The following is a 19,192-nucleotide window of genomic DNA, read 5'->3' as shown; positions in this document are numbered from 1 at the left end:
GCTTAAGAGCGGCGGAATTAGCCTGAAAAATATCATGCTCTTTTTAGCCGTTATTGGTCCTGGCATCATTACGGCGAGCGTCGATAACGATGCCGGCGGCATCACGACTTATTCCCTTGCAGGCGCCCGTTTTGGCTATATGCTTCTCTGGACGCTGGTGCCGATCACTGTGGCCCTCATCGTGGTCCAGGAGATGTGCGCCCGTATGGGCGTGGTCACGGGCAAGGGATTATCGGATTTGATACGGGAGAATTTCGGCGTCCGCATTACCGTTCTGCTTATTATCGTGCTGGTGCTGGCGAACCTGGGCAACACCATGGCCGAGTTTGCCGGGGTGGCGGCCAGCCTCGAGATATTCGGCGTCTCTAAGTACATTTCCGTGCCTATAGCCGCGGCCCTCGTCTGGGTACTCGTGGTAAAGGGCACCTACAGCTTCGTCGAAAAAATATTCATGATAGCGAGCACCTTTTACGTGACCTATGTCATATCGGGCTTCCTGGCGGGCCCGAACTGGGGGCAGGTGATCGAGAAGTCGGTCGTGCCGTCATTCAGCTTCCAGCCCTCATACCTTTTAATGCTCATTGGCCTCGTGGGCACGACCATCGCCCCCTGGATGCAGTTCTACATCCAGTCCGCTATCGTGGAAAAAGGCGTCAGGCTTTCCGATTATAAGTTCACCAGGCTCGACGTTATTATGGGTTGTTTTGTTACTTCGATCGTGGCTTTCTTCATCATAATGACCTGTGCGGCCACGATGTACCTGCAGGGCATTCCCATCGAGACGGCCGCGGACGCGGCCCGGGCGCTGGCGCCGCTTGCCGGTAAATACGCCTCGTGGCTCTTCGCTTTCGGGTTGTTTAATGCGTCCGTTTTTGCCGCCTCCATCCTGCCTCTCGCCACCGCTTATACGGTCTGCGAGGGCATCGGGTGGGAATCGGGCATCGATAAAAAGTTCAGCGACGCACCGCAGTTCTATGTGCTCTATACGTCTTTGATCGTCCTGGGCGCGCTGGCTATCCTTATCCCGGGGGCGCCGCTCATCAGCATCATGCTCGTCTCCCAGGTGCTGAACGGCATGCTGCTGCCGTTCGTGCTGGTGTTCATGCTCCTGCTCATCAATAATAAAAAGCTTATGGGAGAATACACGAACAGCAAGCTCTTCAATGTCCTGGCCTGGGGGACGACCATCATCATGTCGATCCTCACGGTGCTATTGGTCGTGACGAGCATCATCCCAGGGCTTTTCAAATAATAATACAAAACCCTATATATGTTGAGCGCGTACCGGGAGGGCTACCGATAAATCACGGGTTGAAATATGGTAAACAACAACGTTAACATCGAAGCGCTGAACAAGGAAAAAACGAGCATAGCACGATTATCGATCATCTCGAACGCCATGCTGGTGGCCTTAAAGCTTGCAGTCGGTATCATGATCGGCTCGGTGAGCGTCATCTCCGAGGCCATTCACTCTGGCATCGATCTGGTCGCGGCCATCATCGCATACTTCTCCGTCCGGCAATCGAGCCGGCCTCCGGATGCCGAGCACGCCTTCGGCCACGGAAAGATCGAGAACGTATCGGGTGCGGTCGAGGCGGTCCTGATCTTCGTCGCCGCCGGCCTCATCATATGGGAAGCCTATAATAAGCTTGTCCATGGCGTCGAGATCGAGGACGTGAGCCTGGGTATCGCTGTCATGCTGATCTCGGTCGTGGCGAACTATTTCGTATCGCAGAAGCTGCTCCAGACGGCGAAGAGGACGGACAGTATCGCCCTCGAGGCCGACGGGTGGCACCTCCGGACGGATGTGCTCACCTCACTGGGCATATTCGCAGGCCTGGTGGCCATCAAGCTCACGGGCATAGCCATCCTGGACCCGATCCTCGCCATCCTTGTCGCGCTATTCATATTGAAAGCGGCCTTCGATCTGACCATTAAGTCCGTAAAGGATTTGCTGGACATCAAGCTGCCGACGGAGGAAGAGGACGAGATCAAGCGGATCATAGCGGATCATTCGGCGTCCTACGTCGAGTTCCATGAGTTGCGCACCAGAAAGTCGGGATCCGACCGCTTCGTAGACCTGCACCTGGTCGTACATAAAAAGTTGAGCGTCGAGGAGGCTCATATACTGTCCGATCATATCGAGAGCGATATCAAGGAACGCTTCCCCAGGGCGAGCGTGATCATCCACATAGAGCCCTGTAAGGAAATGGGAGCTAATTGCAAAGTATGCGATGGGGAGAATGCAAATGTCCAATAAGATTCAGATCGCTACGGATGGCTCGAAATATAGCCAGATGGCTGTCGACTACGGCATCAGCATGGCGAAAAAGCTGGGGGCCAGTGTCATAGCCTTATACGTCGTGAACCTAAAGAGCCTTGAAATGTATGCCCTTGGGCATCATGATGATATTGGAGGTTACACAGGGGCCGATGCTGCCTTGAAGGCCGATGGAGAGAAAGCGCTGGCATACGTCTCCTCGAAGTGCCGGGAGGCCGGAGTAGGTGTATCTACCAGGATGGTCCGCGGCTACCCCTCCGAGGAAATCATAAAGCTGGCATCCTCCGAAGGCGTCGATATGATTGTCGTGGGCAACCTTGGAAAGACCGGCCTGGAGCACTTGCTGCTGGGCAGCGTTTCGGAAGCCATAGTAAAAAAGGCGCCATGCCCGGTCCTCGTCGTCCGAGGCTCAATTTAATTTTTTTATATTGCCGACTTTGCTTAAGGTTAGGCTTTTAAGGGCGAAGGATTCTTCCCGAACCTTCTATTGATGATCTTCAGCACTTCAAACCAGAGGATGCTGACGATACTGGCCATTAAACAGATGATCAGGTCGACAGAGTGGAGCTGGCCAAACTTGAAAGCCGACGCGAGGAATGGGACATAAAGCGATAGTCCAAGGAAGAAAATGGCAGCGGCCGATACCCATAATAGCGCATTGTTCGGCGTCGTGAGCATTTCCGGGATGGTCCGGCTCCATGAACGATTAGTGAAGACCAGGCCGAGGTTCGCGAGCACCAGCGTCGTGAAGGCGAGCGCGCGGGCCTGGGCTTCGCTTTCGCCAAGCATCGGGGCGAACCGGTAAACAGCCAGGACAACTATGAAAACAACGAAACCCTGGAGAATACTTAGTAGTATGGTCCTCCCGTCGAAGACGGGCTCGTTAATTTTCTTAGGTGGTCTTTTCATGACGTCCTTCTCTTCAGGCTCAGCCTCGTATACCACAGAGCAAACAGGGTCAATTATGAGCTCCAGGAAGGCAATGTGTGCCGGGAAGAGCATGATCGGCCAGCCCAGGAGAACGGGGAGCAGCGACATACCGGCGATGGGAACGTGTACGGCAAAGATGTAGGCCATCGCCTTTTTCAGGTTGTCGAATATCCTGCGGCCCATTTTCACTGCCTGAACGATGGTTGAGAAGTCGTCGTCCAGCAGGACGAACGCCGCCGCCTCACGGGCTACTTCGGTCCCTCGGCCACCCATTGCTATACCAATGTGGGCGCTCTTCAGCGCTGGCGCATCGTTTACGCCATCCCCCGTCATAACTACGATATCACAGTTTCTCTTGAGGGCGTTCACGATGCGGAGCTTCTGCTCCGGGGCAACACGGGCGAACACGTTCACGTTCCTGATACGGTCCTTAAGTTCATCGTCGCTGATGGCCTCGAGCTCGTGGCCGGTGATGACCTCATCACAGGGCTTGATACCGGCCTGACGGGCAATATTTTGCGCTGTTACAGGATAGTCACCGGTGATCATGACGGTCCGGAGGCCCGCCTCATAGCACTCTTTGACCGCACCTGCTACCATTGGACGCAGGGGGTCGCTGAACCCGATAAGGCCGATGAACTGGAAATCGTAGTCGTGTTGATCGGCTGGCAGATCGGGCTTCAGGAAATACGCCCTCGCGACGCCCAGGACCCTTAACCCGTCTTCGGCCATTTCCTGGACGCAGGAACTTAACAGGGCAATATCACTCTCGCCCAGATGGCAGAGGTCGAAGACCGCTTCCGGCGCCCCCTTGGAGGCGATCACAAGATCACTGCCGGAGGGGGAAGCCCATACGTGGGAAAGGGCGAGGAGCTTTTTCGATAGGGCGTACTCCTGTACCAGCGTCCAGTTGTCGTGTAAATGCTCCGTACCCCCGAGTAATTTCTCGCCCGCACTTTTAATTGCTTTCTCCATAGGGTCGAATGGGTCATGCTGGCTGGCCAGTATCGAGAATTCCATGAGCCCATGGAAAGGCTCCGGCAGCACCACCGTCGTTTCGTCGACCGTAAAAAATTTTCCGTTCGCGTAGATTTTCCTGACGGCCATCTTATTCATGGTCAGGGTCCCGGTCTTATCGACGGAAAGCACCGTCGTGGAGCCCAAAGTCTGGATAGATTTGAGCTGCCGGGTCAGCACATGGTGTTTCGACATGCGCCAGGCGCCCAGCGCCAGGAAGATCGTCAGCACGACGGGGATCTCTTCGGGTATTAAGGCCATGGCGAGCGTAAGCCCGGTAAGCACACCATTGAGCCAGTTGCCCCGCGTGAGGGCGTAGATAACGATGATCGTGACACACACGGCCATCCCGATGGCCGCGAACGCTTTAACCAGCCTTTCCGTCTCTATCTGGAGCTGCGTCTTCTCCGTCTCAAGGATCTGTAACGCTTTACCGATCTTGCCGATCTCAGTGTGCACCCCGGTGCTCTTTACTTCCGCAACCCCGTGCCCCTGGACCACCAGCGTGCTCGAGTATACAAAGGGGAGGTCATCGCCACCGGGCCTCCCGATAGCAATATCGGTTTCCGCCTGGCCTTTCCTCACGGGCATCGATTCCCCGGTGAGAAGCGATTCGTCTATCAATAAATTACTACAGGATAATACCAAAGCATCTGCGGGCACGCGATCCCCCTCAGCGAGGATAACGACATCCCCGCGGGTCACTTCTCGCCCCGGTATGCGGCTCGCGACCCCGTCCCTGATGACGAGCGCCCGCGGGCTAGACAACGATTTTAACGCTTCGAGGGCCCTCTCGACCTTCCTTTCCTGGTATATCGTAATGCCTACGACGACAAATACAAAACCAAGGAGCATCAGAGCTTCCTCGAAGTCGCCGATGAGCAAATATATAGCGCCCGCAGCGATCAGCAACAAGAACATAGGCTCTTTTATAACATCGAGGGCCGTATCAACGAATGTCCGTTTTTTACCTGCAGGGAGCTCGTTATAGCCTTCTGCCTTCAACCTCTCGGCCGCCTCCTGGCTACTGAGGCCCTTGATATTTTCAATGCCGGAGTAGTGGCCGAGTTTAACCATAGAATAGATATTTTTCTCGCAGGATTTATATAAAGATTTTTACTTAGCTACCGATTTTCCACGCAAGGCTTGCAGTATGCCGATGGCCGTACGTTAAATACGGAAATGGCGTCAGAGACACTTAATCGAAAAAGTCCCACTTGTCGTCCTTGTGTTTCTTATATTTCTTATCGTGCTCATGGTCGTGGTCGTGGTGGTGGTGTTCACCGTGGTTGTCATGATGGTCATGGTCTTTGTGATCGCTATGGCTGTGGTCATGATGGTCATCATGGTGATGATCACTCCCAGAGTGTTGATCCTTGTGCTGGCTGTCTTCGGCATAGTGTTTGTCGTGGCTGTCATCGTCGGTCAGAATTCGCTTTATCTTCGTAAAAATCGACATATGGTATTGCACCTGATCTATCGTACCTTTTATGTTACTTGTCAATTGTTATATATTTCACTATACCCGGCCATGACGATGACTACAAAGATAACCCGATAAAGGAAAAAACCGTTACACTTTCTTTTAAAAAAATGATAATATCTCAAGATAGCCTTACAGGGCTCGCCGGCGCCGTCTCCTTCTCAACGAACACGGCCGTCCCGCACGCCAGCACCTCGGTCATCGACTGCCCGAGCTCGGACGAGTCGAAGTCGACACTGATGACGGCGTTGGCGCCCATTGCCTTAGCATGCTCTTTCATGCGGTCCAGCGCCTGCTGCCTGGACTGGTTAAGCAGCTCGCTGTACTCGTGGATCTCGCCGCCGAAGATGGTCCTCAGGCTGGCGATGAAATTGCCTCCCAGCCCGCGGCTCCTCACGATAAGGCCCCAGGTGAAGCCCATAGTCTTCGTTATCTTATAACCGGGCACGTAAGGCGTGCTTACAATGATCAATTCCTCTGCCATGATAAACACTGAAGAGAAAAAGGTAAATATAGAATATAGAAATTGCGGTCTCAGGCTAGCTTTTCCTTCGCATAGGCCACGGCGTTCCTCCACACCTTAATACCATCGCTCTCTTCCGGCATGACCTTGCCCTTGCGCCGGTATTCATCCGCCATCCGGGTATAGTGCGGGTGGTTGACGATGTGGTTGAAAGCTTCAGGGTGGGGCATTAATCCAAAGACCCGCCCCGTCTCATCGCAAATGCCGGCGATAGAGTCCACGGAACCGTTCGGGTTCATCGGGAACTCCATGCTGGGCTTGTAGCTCTCGTCCGCATACTGCATGACGACGTGGCCGTTCTTCCAGAGGCGGTCCAGTATGGCCTTATCGCCCGGGATGAACTTGCCCTCACCGTGCCTGATCGGCAGGTACATCTTTTCGATGCCCTTCGTGAATATGCACTGCGACGCCGGGTTGACCTTCAGGTTGACCCAGGCGTCCCTGAATCCCTTATCATTGTAGAAGACGGTCGTGGTCTGGGCCCTGTAGTCCTTATCGAACGCGGGCAGCAGGCCCATCTTCACCAGGATCTGGAAGCCGTTGCAGATGCCGATTATTAATTTGCCGTCGTCGATGAACTTCCGGATGTCGTCCATGATGGGGCCCTTCGGCGTCTTCGCGTACAGCACCTTGTTGGCGAACGCCTTACCGCTGCCCAGGTCGTCTCCATAAGAGAAACCGCCCGGGAAATTCAAGATCTGGTAATCTTCTAATTTATATTTGCCGTCGATAACGTCGTTGATGTGGGCGATGGTCGCATCGGCCCCGGCCAGCCTGTTAGCGTATGCCGTCTCCATTTCACAATTTATGCCATATCCGGTTAATACTAAAGACTTCACGGCCATGTTTACCACCTCAGCGGATATTGCCAGGACTCTTTCATGGCGCCGGTGATCGTGTCGATGATGCGGATGCTCTTAAGGCCTCTTACGAGGAATCGGTCGTCTTGCCTTACCGTGCCGATGGACTCGCAGTCAACGCCCTCCATGGCCTGCCTGAACGCCTTTTCATTTTCAGGGGCCACGGTGACCACGAACCGCCCCGCGGACTCGGAGAACAGCACCTGGGCGTCCCTGTTGAGCCGCTCCGACGGAACACGCAGGAGGTCTATATCCATGCCAAGCCCGCCTGCGAAGGCCGTCTCCGCCAGGGCCACGGCAAGGCCGCCATCCGAGCAGTCGTGGCATGATGCCACGAGGCCGGCATTGATGGCCTTCGAAAGTGCCTCGTAAGTCCGCTTGTTCGCTGCTGCGTCAACCTTCGGCACGTTCGTCCCGACGGCGCCGAGCATCGCATAGAACCTTGAACCTCCGAGCTCATCCTTCGTCTTGCCCACGGCGAACACGACATCGCCCGGCATCTTGGCATCCATAGTGACGCATTTCCTGACATCAGGAATAACGCCCGCTGCCGAGAACAGCACGGTCGGCGGGATAGAGATCTTGTACTCCTTCCCGTCCTCGCCCTTGAGCTTGTAATCGTTCTTCATCGAGTCCTTGCCCGATATACATGGCGTTCCATAGGCGGTCGTATAATCGTAAAGCGCCTTATTCGCCCGTACTAATTGAGCCAGCTTATACTCGCCATCAGGCGTCTTCTCAGGGTCATAGATGGGATCGCACCAGCAGAAATTATCCAGTAAAGCGATCTGCTTTAGACTGCCGCCTACCGCGATAATATTACGGATAGCCTCGTCGATTGAGTTGGCCGTCATGTGATATGTATCGATGTCCCCGTAAAACGGGTTGATGCCGTTAGCGACGGCCAGGCCGGTCATCCTGTCCAGGAGCGGCCTGATGACTCCAGCATCGCCGGGGCCGTCGTTGTCCCTGCCGGTGAGCGGCTTGATCACGGAGCCGCCCTGGACTTCGTGGTCATACTGCCTGATGACCCATTCCTTGCTGGCAATATTAAGGTCGGAAAGCAGTGTCATGAGCGCCCCGGTCAGGCCCTCAACAGGAAGCTCCGGGTCCTTGTACTTTGGCGCAGCCCACTTCGCCGTCAGGCTCATCTTCGGCAGGCCGTGGTGCAGGAAGTCCATGTCCAGGTAGGCGACGGTCTTGCCGTCGTAGAGGACGTGGAACTTGCCGGTGCCGGTGAATTTGCCTAACACGGTCGCCTCAACGCCCCTGCGCTTGCATAATGCCATGAACGCATCGATATTTTCGGGCGGCACGGCCAGCGTCATGCGCTCCTGCGCTTCTGAAAGCAATATCTCCCACGGGTCCAGGCCGTGGTACTTCAAGGGAGCCTTCTCCAGGTGCATCTCGCACCCGCCGGACGATTCCGCCGTTTCTCCCACGGATGAGGATAAGCCGCCGGCTCCGTTGTCAGTAATGCAGCGGTACAGGCCCATGTCCCGGGCTTCCAGGAGCATATCCAGCATCTTCTTCTGCGTGATGGGGTCGCCGATCTGGACGGCCGTCGCGGGCGAGCCCTCGTGCAATTCCTCGGACGAGAACGTGGCGCCGTGAATGCCATCCTTCCCGATGCGGCCGCCGGCCATGACTATGAGGTCCCCGGCGTCGGCCTTCTTATCCTCAGATGGCTTCCCGTTGACGATAGCCGGCATGATGCCGATGGAGCCGCAGTAAACGAGAGGCTTACCGCCATAACGGTCATCGAACAGGATAGCGCCGTTGATGGTCGGGATGCCGTTCTTGTTGCCGCCGTCCTTGATGCCCCTCACGACGCCTTCCATTATGCGCTTGGGGTGGAAAATGCGGGGCGGCAGGCGTCCCGTGTAATTTGGAGATGCAAAGCAGAGCACGTCCGTGTGGGCGATGATCTTGGAGCCCATTCCCGTGCCCGACGGGTCCCTGTCGACGCCCACGATGCCCGTTATGGCCCCGCCGTACGGGTCCAGGGCGGACGGGCTATTATGCGTCTCTACCTTGAAAGCGATATTATGATCATTCGTGAACTTGATGACCCCGGCGTTGTCCTTGAAAACGGATACGAGCCAGTCGGCCTTCTTTGCGATCTCGCTCGTAGAGCCCTGGATATACGTCTTAAAGAGGCTGTCAATGGTCTCCTTCTTGCCGTCCTCGTAATAGTCGATGGAGGCATTGAAGATCTTGTGCTTACAGTGCTCGCTCCAGGTCTGGGCCAGCGATTCGAGCTCGACGTCGGTGGGCTTATCGCTCAGGCCGACCTTACGGCGTGCATCGAGGATCGCGGGCTCCTTGAAATAGTCCCGGATGCGCCTCATTTCTTCAAGAGAAAGCGCCAGGATGCCTTTCCGGCTGATGTCCTGAAGCTCCTTATCGCTGACGTCCAGGTTTATCTCGCCGACGTGGGGCTTGTGAGCGTCCTTCACTAAAGGCACATAAGGCTCAACTTTGCCGTCCCACTCGTCCTTACTGATAATGTTAAAACGCTCGATGAGCTCGTTGCCTAACAGCTCTTTGCTGATGCGGATAGCCTGAATGTGGTTGATCTTGCCGTTGAGGAGGTACTGCATGGAGGTATGCACCGACTCGTCCGGCTTCAGCTTCCGTCCGAGCCTGTCCTCGATGGCCTCGCGGCCTGTCTTGCCCTCGTTATCCGTAACGCCGGGCCTGAAGCCGACCTCGATCATCCAGTCGAAGTTCGCGGCCAGCGGCCTGTCCAGCGAGTACTCCTGGACGACGACATCGGAGAACGGGCCCGATGCAACGGCCTTTTTCTCGTCTTCCGACAGACTGGCATTGACCGTGTAGACCTTGATGGTCCTCACGTTGTCGGCGCTGATGCTCAGATTGTCCTTGATGGCGGCTTTAACGCCTTCGCCGGCGGCGTCCCGGTAGCCGGGCCTTAACGCGACCTCGATCCTGAACGGCATAATTCCTCTAGGTTATCAATCGGTTGTTTTACTATTAAGCTTATCCACGGCAGTGTGGACGCTTTTAACGTTGAGATGTACCCTGTTCATGGAATATATACCTTTTATCGGGGTAACGGGGCCGTGTAATTCCAGACGGTCGATTAATTTATAATGTCAATACAGGAAATCGTTATATATAATCAAGAGGAAAAATAGGGGCGGGTGAGCCATCTGCAATATGACTTTTCCGGCAGCCAGGATATGATGTCCAATAGCCTGGCGTTCGAGAGCATCTTTTTCCTGGTCGTTATTATTTTACTTATCTTTCAGCTTCGCAGACGCCGTGTCAGGTTTTTCGGGCTCGTGATCATGCCGTTGATCATGCTGCTCTTCAGTATCCCGATGGTCATGCCTGAACTATCATTGGGTTTGTTAGAGATCATATTCGTCGGGCTGGGCTTAATCATAGGCGCGGGCATCGGCATTGCGGTCGGTTCGATGATGGAGGTCCAGGTCGACGAAAAGGATGGCTCCATGTTGCTTAAGGGCTCCATACTGGCCGTGCTCCTGTGGGCAGGCATCATAGGCCTGAAGATCTTTGGCAAGGACTTCATCAAAAGTATCGGTGTGATCGATGTGGGCCTGGTGACGTCGATATTCCTGATGATGGCCGTGGGGGCTATGATCGCCCGAAGAGGGTTCGTTTACTGGCGCTACCTGCAGATGAAAAAGGCCATGGCCGTGCCGTTAAATCAGTAGAATGGCCGTCGCTTAGGGCAGCTCGCTCTGCTTCGCCGGGCAAAAGTTGCAAATGGAGAAGAGCACGTCCTTTTCCTTATCCCTGATGGGGCAATAAAAGCCTTCCGGGCGGCGCTCGACCCGGAAGCCGCCGGGGAACGGCATGCCCACGGGATGGCCGGGCTCATCCATCACAAAGATCGTGAAACAACTGACAAGATGATAATAGCCTCCATAGTACGACTCCTCGAGATGACCGTCTTCTCCACCAGTGATCATGGCACAATATTCCAGAAACGTTTTTTGGTCCTCGATCTCGCCGGGGATCTTTTTAAGCGAGCCGTCGCCGTGCATACGCATCAGCTTAAAATAGCTGCCAAATAATTGCTCGGTGAAATATGGGTGTATACTTTCCCGGTAAGGCGATGGAAGCTTGTTGATCTCGTATTCCAAAAAGGCGCTCATTGCCTGAAGGTCCAGAATACTCAGGCGCCCAAGCTCGAAGGCGAGCGCTTCTCCCAGCTCACATTTCTTTTTAATATTTTTTATGCGGCTAAAGACAGCACGGGCACGCCCGGACGGATATACCTGCTCCATGACAATGGCCATGTACTCGCCAGCTTTATTTAAACTCATCGTAAAGATGAGGCCTCATCGTACAGATGGCCTCATCTTTACTATGAGGCCTCATCTTGCCGATATGAGCCGTATGGCATTGGCAGGCCCGTTCTCGGGGTCCCAGTGGTCGGCCTTGCCCAGTATGAAAATGTGGTCCGAGAATCGGTCGATGCCGCCAGCGTTATCGTTACCCACGATAATGGTGAACAGCCTGGTGCCGTTTTCCCTCTTCATTTGCTCCAGGCCCGAGATAACGTACTTATCGTTCACGACGGACAGGCCATCCGTAATGAAGAGAATATCGGCGTTCACATATTGTTTCTTTTTCAGCGACTCCACGCCCTCCCGAAGCGCAGTATCAAAGTCTGTTCCACCCTCGAACGTATAGCTAAGAAAATCCAAAAACTCTGTGGCCATTTTCTTATTATCCGTGATCTCTATCTCGTGAGTCTGACCCTCGGACGAGAACAAATATACCTTGACGTCCCGGCTCTCCTTCATCATGCGCCTCACGAGGGCCAGGATGATGGACTTGGCCACGATCTCGGGGTCTCCATGCATGGAGCCCGACGTGTCCACCATGGCCACCATGGGACCCCTATTCTTTTTCGAGTCATCCGTCCAGTTCACCCCCTTAAGCTCGTATGTGAGCAGCTTCTTCTCCATCCAGTGGGCGAAAAAGAGATTCCTGAGCGTCTCGTCCTGCAGCTTGACGCTCTCCACGGGCAGCATGTGCTGCAGGTCGCCCGACGTCGTGACCGAGTAGACCTCGGAATGGCTATAGCTCGACAAGGACAGGCGCCTCGACCCATACTCCATCTCTATACGGCCAATCGTATCCAAAATCTTTTTTAAGTCCTCGTTCCGCTCCACGATCTTCGAGTACTTGTGAAGGTTGGCGAAGTAGACGCGGTGAAGCTCCAGCATGGACCGGTCCCAGCCCCTGCCCGGGTATAACAGCGAAAGCATCTCCAGCGACTCCAGATGGTCCTCCACGTTACTTACCTGTCCCATGATGCCCGAAAGGAGCACGCTACCGGCAAGCAAGTCCAGGAACTTCCTGGACGCCTTATCATTCTCAAACCGGCTTACCCGCTCGACGATATCTACTTTTTCCTGGGCTGCCCTCCTGGTTGACCTGGGCGTCTCTTTACTCGTCCTCCGGTGCCATAGATCCAGGGTGCTTTCCAGTATCGCCTTGAACTGCTGATAATAGAAAGCCATCTTTCCCCTGGCCAGCTTTTTCAACTCCGGCTCGAAGCGCGAGAAGTCGTCCAGCATATCGAAGATCTGCTCGAGGACGATGCGCAGCATGATCAGCGCCGATATACTGCTCACTGACGCCAGCTTCTTTACATGGGCCCAATCGTCGGAGCCCTTCAACGAGACGAGGATCAAATAAAAAACGCCGTAGTGCTCGATAAAGCGGGCGATATCCCTGACCTCATAATCTTCGCCCAGCACGATCTCCCGGTACAGTATAGAGGCGATCTCTTCCCTCTTCCTCCGGGGGATGTTCCGGGGCTGAGTGATGACCTCACGGATCTCATCCTCGTCCAGCGCAGCTTCAAATGCGCCCGCGGCGCTCATTGCGCTTCAGCCTCAAACACAAAAGCGCGGTCCATCAGGCTCACCGCCCCATCCTGCTCGATCATGGACTCGATGATGTGGAACGTGTGGTCGATCTCGTGGAGCAGGTTTATCTTATACTGGCACCGGCTCATGACCGCCGTGCGGTCGTTCTGCGTGACCCAGACGTTCCTGTCCAGCATGCATTTCAGCGTCTCAACCTCTTCTTCTACTTTGACCCGGGCCTGGGCGTGCCTGTCCCGCATGCCGGTCATCTCCACGATGTAGGCGTGGATGCGCTGGGGCGTGTTTTCCACGAAGTTCCAGCCGTACTCCTCCTGGAGCACCCTGAGCAGCTCGTGGTAGCCGAAGTACCGGAGATGCAGGCTGATGCGGTAAGGGTCATAATAAAGATGCTCGGGGAATATCGTCTTATGCATGTACAGCTTTTTCGAGCTCTCGAGCATCTCATTACAATCATAACAACGGATGCGCAGCGGGAACTTGAAGTCCACGGAGCGCTGCACCAGCATCAGCAGGTCGTCGGTCTCCTTTTTGAGCTTTTTCAGGCTCTCCCCGCCCGAGATCATCAAGTCCATCAGCATGTTCTTGATATGCTCCTTCTGCTCAGGCCGATCCCAGGCCATGTGTTGTAATAGCAGCACCATGGAGCGGTCCACGGTCCTCTGGCCGATGCTCGCGGCCGCTATCCTCATGACGTTGACCATCTTTTTCCAGCGGCGGTCCGACAGGATAAAATTCTTGGCCCTTAACTCCCGTCTCGTCTCCAGCACGATCTTTCGGACATCGGCATCGACGCTAACGTTTTTAGCCCTCACCTGCAGGTCCTGGATATCCGGTATGGACAGCTTTGAGCCCAGGGCAAGAGACTCATCCGTACCAAATATCAGGTCGGCGAAATTCAACTCGTCCTCCACGTACTTCACCGAGCACCGGAACAGGAAACGGTCATAAAGCGCCTCGAGGCTTTCGTTATCCTCGGGCATCTCGTTGGAGGCGCCGAACGCCGTAAGAAGCGGCACGTCCGTGACGTGGCTGCCGCTTGTGAACTTGCGCTCGTTCAGTATCGTGAGAAGGCTGTTCAGGATGGAGCTGTTCGACTTGAATATCTCATCCAGGAAAGCGATATGCGCCGTGGGCAGGTACCCCTCGGTCCTGCGGCGGAAATCGTCCCTCTGCAGGGCCTTCAGCGACAGCGGCCCGAACACTTCCTCGGGAGTCGTAAAGCGCGTCAACAAATAATAGAAAAAGTACCCGTCGATGGCCTCGCACACGCTTTTCGAGAGCAGCGACTTCGCCGTGCCCGGGGGCCCCAGAAAGAGCACGTGCTCACCCGAGATGATGGCCAGCAGCGCGCAGTTGATCTCCTCCGTCCGCTCCTTAAATCTTTTATCTAGCGCTTCGCGTACGGCCAGCAGGTCCTCCGTTATGCTAATGGCACGCCCTCCCTTGATTAAAAATAACTATCTTCTGATTTGTATATTAACGTATTCAGGTGATTTAACATCCCGAATAAAAATTTATGCTATATGAGCCTTCAATATTTTAGCATTCCGGGGTTTCTCGAATAATGTCCCTTTCCATCAACGAAATAAACGAGCGGCTGATTGAGGCCGGCCGGCTCATCTACAGGCCGATATATGTATATGGCTCCGACGTCGCCCCGAAGGGCGCCGTCCAGGTGTCCTCGATATTACAGGCCGGGCACCGCTGCCTTGCAAAGGCGATGTTCAAGCAGTCTGCTCATGACGGCATCCCACCCCTCTTTTTGGGGGAGGACGTGCTCAAGGGCTGCTGCTATGGCGCACAGTCCTGGCTGGGCTTCATTAATTTTCCTACTTCGATGGAGGACATGCTGGTAGGCAGGAGCGACGACGAGGCCCTGTTCCTGAAATCGTCGCCCGAAGTGTGCCGCCTGAGCCTGCAGAATATCGGCAGGATCACGCCCCCTGCCGACTACATCGTCACCAGCGCGGCCGCTGATATCTCTGGAAAAGCCGATGTGCTGTCTGTTGTCTGTTTCGGCAGCGCCGAGCAGGTCCGGAACCTTTGCGCCCTCGTCCACTTCGACGAGACCCGCATTTTCAACCCCATAATGGCCCCGTGGGGCTCTCATTGCTCTTTATTCGTCGCCTACCCCTCGGGCATGGCCGCTAACGCCCCAAAAAATACCGCCTTCCTCGGCCCGAACGCCCCGGATGGTAATTCCTGGTTCCCTGAGAATATCATGGCCTTGAGCATGCCCATTGAGATGGCCCGGCGCATCTGCGAGAAGTATGGTGCCTCGTTCGCTGTGAGGGCGCCCGAGATGACTTATCCCAGGACCAGGGAACCTGTTTAAAACTTTTTTCTGCCCGTTTTTGCGGTCTTATACCTCTTAGGGGTCTTAAACCTGGTATATTTTTATTCAGTACTTTTATTATAATTGTTTATAATTGTCACATTTAGTATGAAAAATCGATAAATTATTAATACTATACCTTGCATACCATACTCTTCAGTAATAAGCAACCATACAGGGAGGAATCAGGTATCTATAACAAACGCTTACTATGCTTCGTATTATGTTCGATCATGATAATGGCCGCGGCACTCTCCGGCTGCACGAGCCCGACGACATCGCCATCCGTAACACCGACTGCGACCGCAAAGCCCGTGACCATCGTTGACTCGACGGGTAAAACAATTACGTTACCTGCGGCAGCGAACCGCATAATCGTCACCAACTCCGACGCGGCAGAAGTACTCATAGCTCTCGGAGCGAAGGACAAGATAGTGGGCATCGTGAACACGGTCAACAACACGCCGCTCATGGCATCCCAGCTGGGCAATATTACTAGCGTCGGCGTATGGGACAACCCCAGCATCGAGGATATCATCGCGCTCAAGCCCGACGTGGTCATCTCTTACGCGAGCTGGAAGCCTAAGAACCTGGCACAGTTCCAGGCGGCCAACATTACGCTGATACAGCTGGACTGCTATAAGATGGACAACCTGACATCGGACATCAGGAAGATGGGCGTTATCTGCGGCGAAGAGGAGAACGCCACGGCATACGTGGGCTTCATCGAGGATAACATGAAGACCGTTACCGACAGGATCGCCAACGTGACGGAGAGCCAAAAGCCGAAGGTCTACTGGGGCCAGAACATGACAACGCTCTCGACAGCCGGAAAGGGATCGGGCGGCGACACGCTGGTCCGAATGTCCGGAGGCTATAACATCGCGGGCAACCTGACCCAGATGTATCCGCAGGTCAGTGCCGAGTGGATACTCGAGAGTAATCCGGACATTGTCGTCCAGACCGTCGGGTACGTGAAGTCGCAGGACTACATGGTTGGCAAGATCGCTGAGATCAAGAACAGGACCGGCATGGAGAACGTGAACGCCGTCAAGGACAACAGGGTCTACATCATGTCCACCGCCGTGGCATACGGCCCCAAGGGATTCATGGGCATGCTGTACATGGGCAAGATCCTTTATCCTGACAGGTTCAGCGACGTGGACGCGCAAAAGGCGCTCGACACGTATGCGCAAAAGTTCGTCCCCGGCGCAAACGACTACGTCTACATCTATCCCTCCCCCTGAAGGGCATGAATTTCATGCCCTTCTTTTATCAGGGGAAAACGATATCAATCATTTTAAGATATATGATAGGGTCACGGATAAATCCGTGTTCGATTATTTGATAGAGGTGTATGGATGGAGGGCCAGGCCTCGTTAAAAGAGGCGTTCGTCAGCGAGATTTACCGGGAAGGCCATGCTAAGAAGGTCAGCCTGCTCATTGCGCTATTCATATTGCTGGTCGTGGCCTCGATATATTCCGTGACTGCGGGGTCGGCCAGCATCAGCATCAGCGATGTCGGGCTGTCCATAGGCCACGCGTTCATCGCCTTTATCAATGGCATCTTCACCTTCGTCGATAACTATATTCCTTTCAGCTTTCGGCTAGACGCGTCGGCCATGCAGCCGGGCAGCAGCATCGCCGAATCCATCGTCGTGAACATGCGCCTGCCCAGGATCCTCCTGGCCATCCTTACGGGCATCAGCCTGGCGGTCGCGGGAGCGGTCATGCAGGGCATCCTGAGGAACCCGCTCGTCAGCCCGTTCACCCTCGGCCTTGCCTCGGCCTCCTCTTTCGGCGCCGCCCTCGCCATCGTATTCGGCGCAGGCCTTTCCGCCATGATGATGATCAGCGACGATTACGTGATAGTCATCAGCGCTTTCGCCTTCGGCCTCCTGAGCATGTTCCTCATCTACGGGATCTCGAGGATGCGGGGCACGGGCCAGGCGACGCTAATACTCGCGGGCGTGGTCATCGGCTATATCTTCCAGGCCGGCGTGCTCGTCTTCCAGTACCTGTCCAACAACGAGCGGCTCAAGGACATCGTCATGTGGCTCATGGGCGGCATGTGGAGCGCGAACTGGGACACAATAGTCATCCTCGCGCCTATCACGCTCATCTGTGTCCTGCTCCTGTCGCTCATCTCCTGGGACCTCAACGCGCTCTCGGCTGGCGACGATATCGCGAAGAGCCTGGGCATCCGGGTCGAGCGTTTAAGGCTGATCTGCCTGTTCCTGACGACGCTGATCGCCTCGAGCTGTCTCGCCTTTACGGGCGTCATCGGCTTCATCGGCCTCATGGCGCCGCACATCTGCCGCATGCTCATCGGCAACGATTACCGGTACCTTCTCCCGTGCTCCGCCCTGACCGGCGCCATCATCCTGCTGGTCTCGGACACCTTTGCCCGCACCATCGTGAGCCCCATCGAGCTTCCCGTCGGCATCATCATGTACATCATCGGAGGGATATTCTTCCTTTTCCTGATCCTTCGGGGGAAGGAGAGCCACATCTATTAGGAGGCACCATGAGGATAAATCTCGAGGACGTCGTGGTAAAATATGGTAAGTACGTGGCAGCGGACGGCGTCTCCTTCGATGTCGGCCCCGGCGAAGTGGTGAGCATCATCGGCCCCAACGGCTCGGGCAAGAGCACCATCATCAAGTCCATCGCCCAGATCATCCAGCCGTCCTCCGGCAGGATATCCCTGAACGGACGGGACCTGTCGACCATAGACATCTCCGAGATCGCAAAGCTGATCGGCTATGTCCCCCAGAATTTCCACTATTTGTTCTATTCGAACGTCATGGAGACCGTGCTGCTGGGCCGTAAGCCCCATATCAAGTGGAAGGTGTCAAAAAATGACCTGGACATCGTCCAGAAGGCGCTGGAGAACATGGGCATCACGTCCATGGCCGGTAAGTTCATGGACGAGCTGAGCGGCGGCGAGAAACAGAAGGTATATATCGCCCGGACGCTCGCCCAGCAGCCTCAGTTGTACTTGCTGGACGAGCCCACGAGTAACCTGGACTTGAAGCACCAGATCGAGGTCCTTGAGATTACAAAGAGGCTTACGAAGGATCAGGGCGCCTCGATGATCGTTGCCCTGCATGACCTTAACCTTGCCCTGAAGTATTCGGATAAGGTGGCCATGATGCAGAAAGGCCGGCTGTATGCTTTTGGTAGGCCTGAGGATGTGCTCACCGTGCAGAATATTAATAGCGTTTATGGGGTCGAGGCCGTAGTCGTCGAGAGCGGGTACGGTAAGTATATCGTGCCCATTAGGGCAAAATAAACTACCGGTTGACTGTTGCGTTGATTAGTTCGGTTGGTATCTCGAACCTCTCCAAAGGAATTAAAGCACGAATTCTTTTTAAAGATTTTACTCACTAAATCCCTGAGCCTCTAAAACACCGTCAAAGCACGAACTCTCTAACACTCTGGGCATTGCACGAACGCCCTGAGCCTCAAACTCGAAAAGAAGGCTCTAAAGCTCGAATGCACGTTCGAAACGCTAAACGAGCCTGCACTAACTCTCTAATGCTCGGCTAAACCGCTAACGGCACTAAAACCCAAAATGTGGGGGATCGACCGGGCTTTTAGAGTATTTGTGCTCCACTGTTTAGCGTTTCGAACGTGATTTAGAGCCTTCGAGCCTTCGTTTCGGGTTAGCGCGTTAGAGGCTTAGAGCACTGCCCTGTGTATTCGAGAGTTCGGGCATTGACGGTGGGCTAGAGCATTCGAGGCTTCGTGAGTAAAATCTAAAAAGAAAAATTCGTGGTTTAATTCCTTTGGAGAGGTTCGTGTTACCGACCAAACAAATCAACGCTCAGCCGGAAAAATTACATATGTGCAGCCTCTAAATC

Annotated in this window: 16 protein-coding genes; 8 read left to right on the top strand and 8 right to left on the bottom strand. The window is 54.7% G+C overall.

All coding sequences use genetic code 11. The annotated features are described in order from the left end of the window. Window positions 1-34: 34 nt before the first annotated feature. The 3 genes from MCP_RS09130 (at window position 35) to MCP_RS09120 (ending at window position 2,699) form a co-directional block, all read left to right on the top strand. Complete coding sequence (locus tag MCP_RS09130; RefSeq protein WP_128567277.1) at window positions 35-1,252, top strand: Nramp family divalent metal transporter; 1,218 nt, start codon at window positions 35-37, stop codon at window positions 1,250-1,252. A gap of 66 nt (window positions 1,253-1,318) precedes the next feature. Continuing rightward, on the top strand, window positions 1,319-2,260 hold the full coding sequence (locus MCP_RS09125) for a cation diffusion facilitator family transporter (protein WP_012900553.1): 942 nt from the start codon (window positions 1,319-1,321) through the stop codon (window positions 2,258-2,260). Next, window positions 2,250-2,699, top strand: a complete 450-nt coding sequence (locus MCP_RS09120; protein ID WP_012900552.1) for a universal stress protein — start codon at window positions 2,250-2,252, stop codon at window positions 2,697-2,699. The genes MCP_RS09125 and MCP_RS09120 overlap by 11 nt, the downstream gene beginning before the upstream one ends. A gap of 29 nt (window positions 2,700-2,728) precedes the next feature. Here the strand turns inward: MCP_RS09120 and MCP_RS09115 are convergent, their stop codons facing one another. From MCP_RS09115 to purL, 5 genes are all read right to left on the bottom strand, one after another. Next, the gene (locus MCP_RS09115; RefSeq protein WP_012900551.1) at window positions 2,729-5,305 is read right to left on the bottom strand and encodes a cation-translocating P-type ATPase; all 2,577 of its coding nucleotides are present in this window, start codon (window positions 5,303-5,305) and stop codon (window positions 2,729-2,731) included. Between the two features lie 111 nt (window positions 5,306-5,416). After that, window positions 5,417-5,626, bottom strand: coding sequence for a hypothetical protein (locus MCP_RS15540; RefSeq protein ID WP_158301477.1), 210 nt, complete (start codon window positions 5,624-5,626; stop codon window positions 5,417-5,419). Window positions 5,627-5,832: 206 nt separating this feature from the next. Beyond that, complete coding sequence (locus tag MCP_RS09105) at window positions 5,833-6,195, bottom strand: heavy metal-binding domain-containing protein (RefSeq protein ID WP_173332319.1); 363 nt, start codon at window positions 6,193-6,195, stop codon at window positions 5,833-5,835. A 50-nt stretch (window positions 6,196-6,245) separates the two neighbouring features. Next, window positions 6,246-7,079, bottom strand: coding sequence for a phosphoribosylformylglycinamidine synthase subunit PurQ (locus MCP_RS09100; protein ID WP_012900548.1), 834 nt, complete (start codon window positions 7,077-7,079; stop codon window positions 6,246-6,248). Between the two features lie 2 nt (window positions 7,080-7,081). Continuing rightward, on the bottom strand, window positions 7,082-10,057 hold the full coding sequence (gene purL, locus MCP_RS09095) for a phosphoribosylformylglycinamidine synthase subunit PurL (protein ID WP_012900547.1): 2,976 nt from the start codon (window positions 10,055-10,057) through the stop codon (window positions 7,082-7,084). A gap of 204 nt (window positions 10,058-10,261) precedes the next feature. On the opposite strand from purL, the gene MCP_RS09090 reads away from it, so the two are divergent. Continuing rightward, the gene (locus MCP_RS09090) at window positions 10,262-10,798 is read left to right on the top strand and encodes a DUF1453 family protein (RefSeq protein WP_128860015.1); all 537 of its coding nucleotides are present in this window, start codon (window positions 10,262-10,264) and stop codon (window positions 10,796-10,798) included. 12 nt (window positions 10,799-10,810) lie between these two features. On the opposite strand, the gene MCP_RS09085 is transcribed toward MCP_RS09090, so the two are convergent. The 3 genes from MCP_RS09085 to MCP_RS09075 are packed head-to-tail and all read right to left on the bottom strand — an operon-like array spanning window position 10,811 to window position 14,400. Next, window positions 10,811-11,413, bottom strand: a complete 603-nt coding sequence (locus MCP_RS09085) for a DUF2115 domain-containing protein (RefSeq protein ID WP_012900545.1) — start codon at window positions 11,411-11,413, stop codon at window positions 10,811-10,813. Window positions 11,414-11,464: 51 nt separating this feature from the next. After that, the gene (locus MCP_RS09080; protein WP_012900544.1) at window positions 11,465-12,985 is read right to left on the bottom strand and encodes a vWA domain-containing protein; all 1,521 of its coding nucleotides are present in this window, start codon (window positions 12,983-12,985) and stop codon (window positions 11,465-11,467) included. Continuing rightward, window positions 12,982-14,400, bottom strand: a complete 1,419-nt coding sequence (locus tag MCP_RS09075) for an AAA family ATPase (protein ID WP_231845204.1) — start codon at window positions 14,398-14,400, stop codon at window positions 12,982-12,984. The genes MCP_RS09080 and MCP_RS09075 overlap by 4 nt, the downstream gene beginning before the upstream one ends. A gap of 155 nt (window positions 14,401-14,555) precedes the next feature. Here MCP_RS09075 and MCP_RS09070 point away from each other — a divergent pair, with 155 nt between their 5' ends. From MCP_RS09070 to MCP_RS09055, 4 genes are all read left to right on the top strand, one after another. Further along, entirely contained in the window at window positions 14,556-15,326 is a 771-nt protein-coding gene (locus MCP_RS09070; protein ID WP_012900542.1) for a DUF169 domain-containing protein, read from the top strand. 239 nt (window positions 15,327-15,565) lie between these two features. Further along, window positions 15,566-16,573 carry an ABC transporter substrate-binding protein gene (locus tag MCP_RS09065; RefSeq protein ID WP_231845048.1) on the top strand — a complete coding sequence of 336 codons (1,008 nt, stop codon included), beginning with the start codon at window positions 15,566-15,568 and terminating at the stop codon, window positions 16,571-16,573. A 114-nt stretch (window positions 16,574-16,687) separates the two neighbouring features. Next, window positions 16,688-17,845, top strand: coding sequence for a FecCD family ABC transporter permease (locus MCP_RS09060; RefSeq protein ID WP_012900540.1), 1,158 nt, complete (start codon window positions 16,688-16,690; stop codon window positions 17,843-17,845). Between the two features lie 8 nt (window positions 17,846-17,853). Then, window positions 17,854-18,621, top strand: a complete 768-nt coding sequence (locus MCP_RS09055) for an ABC transporter ATP-binding protein (protein WP_012900539.1) — start codon at window positions 17,854-17,856, stop codon at window positions 18,619-18,621. Window positions 18,622-19,192: the final 571 nt, after the last annotated feature.

It is taken from the genome of Methanocella paludicola SANAE, assembly GCF_000011005.1.
Lineage (GTDB): Archaea > Halobacteriota > Methanocellia > Methanocellales > Methanocellaceae > Methanocella > Methanocella paludicola.
The sequence above is the reverse complement of the archived record's forward strand: the minus strand, read 5'-3'. Positions and strand labels throughout refer to the sequence as shown.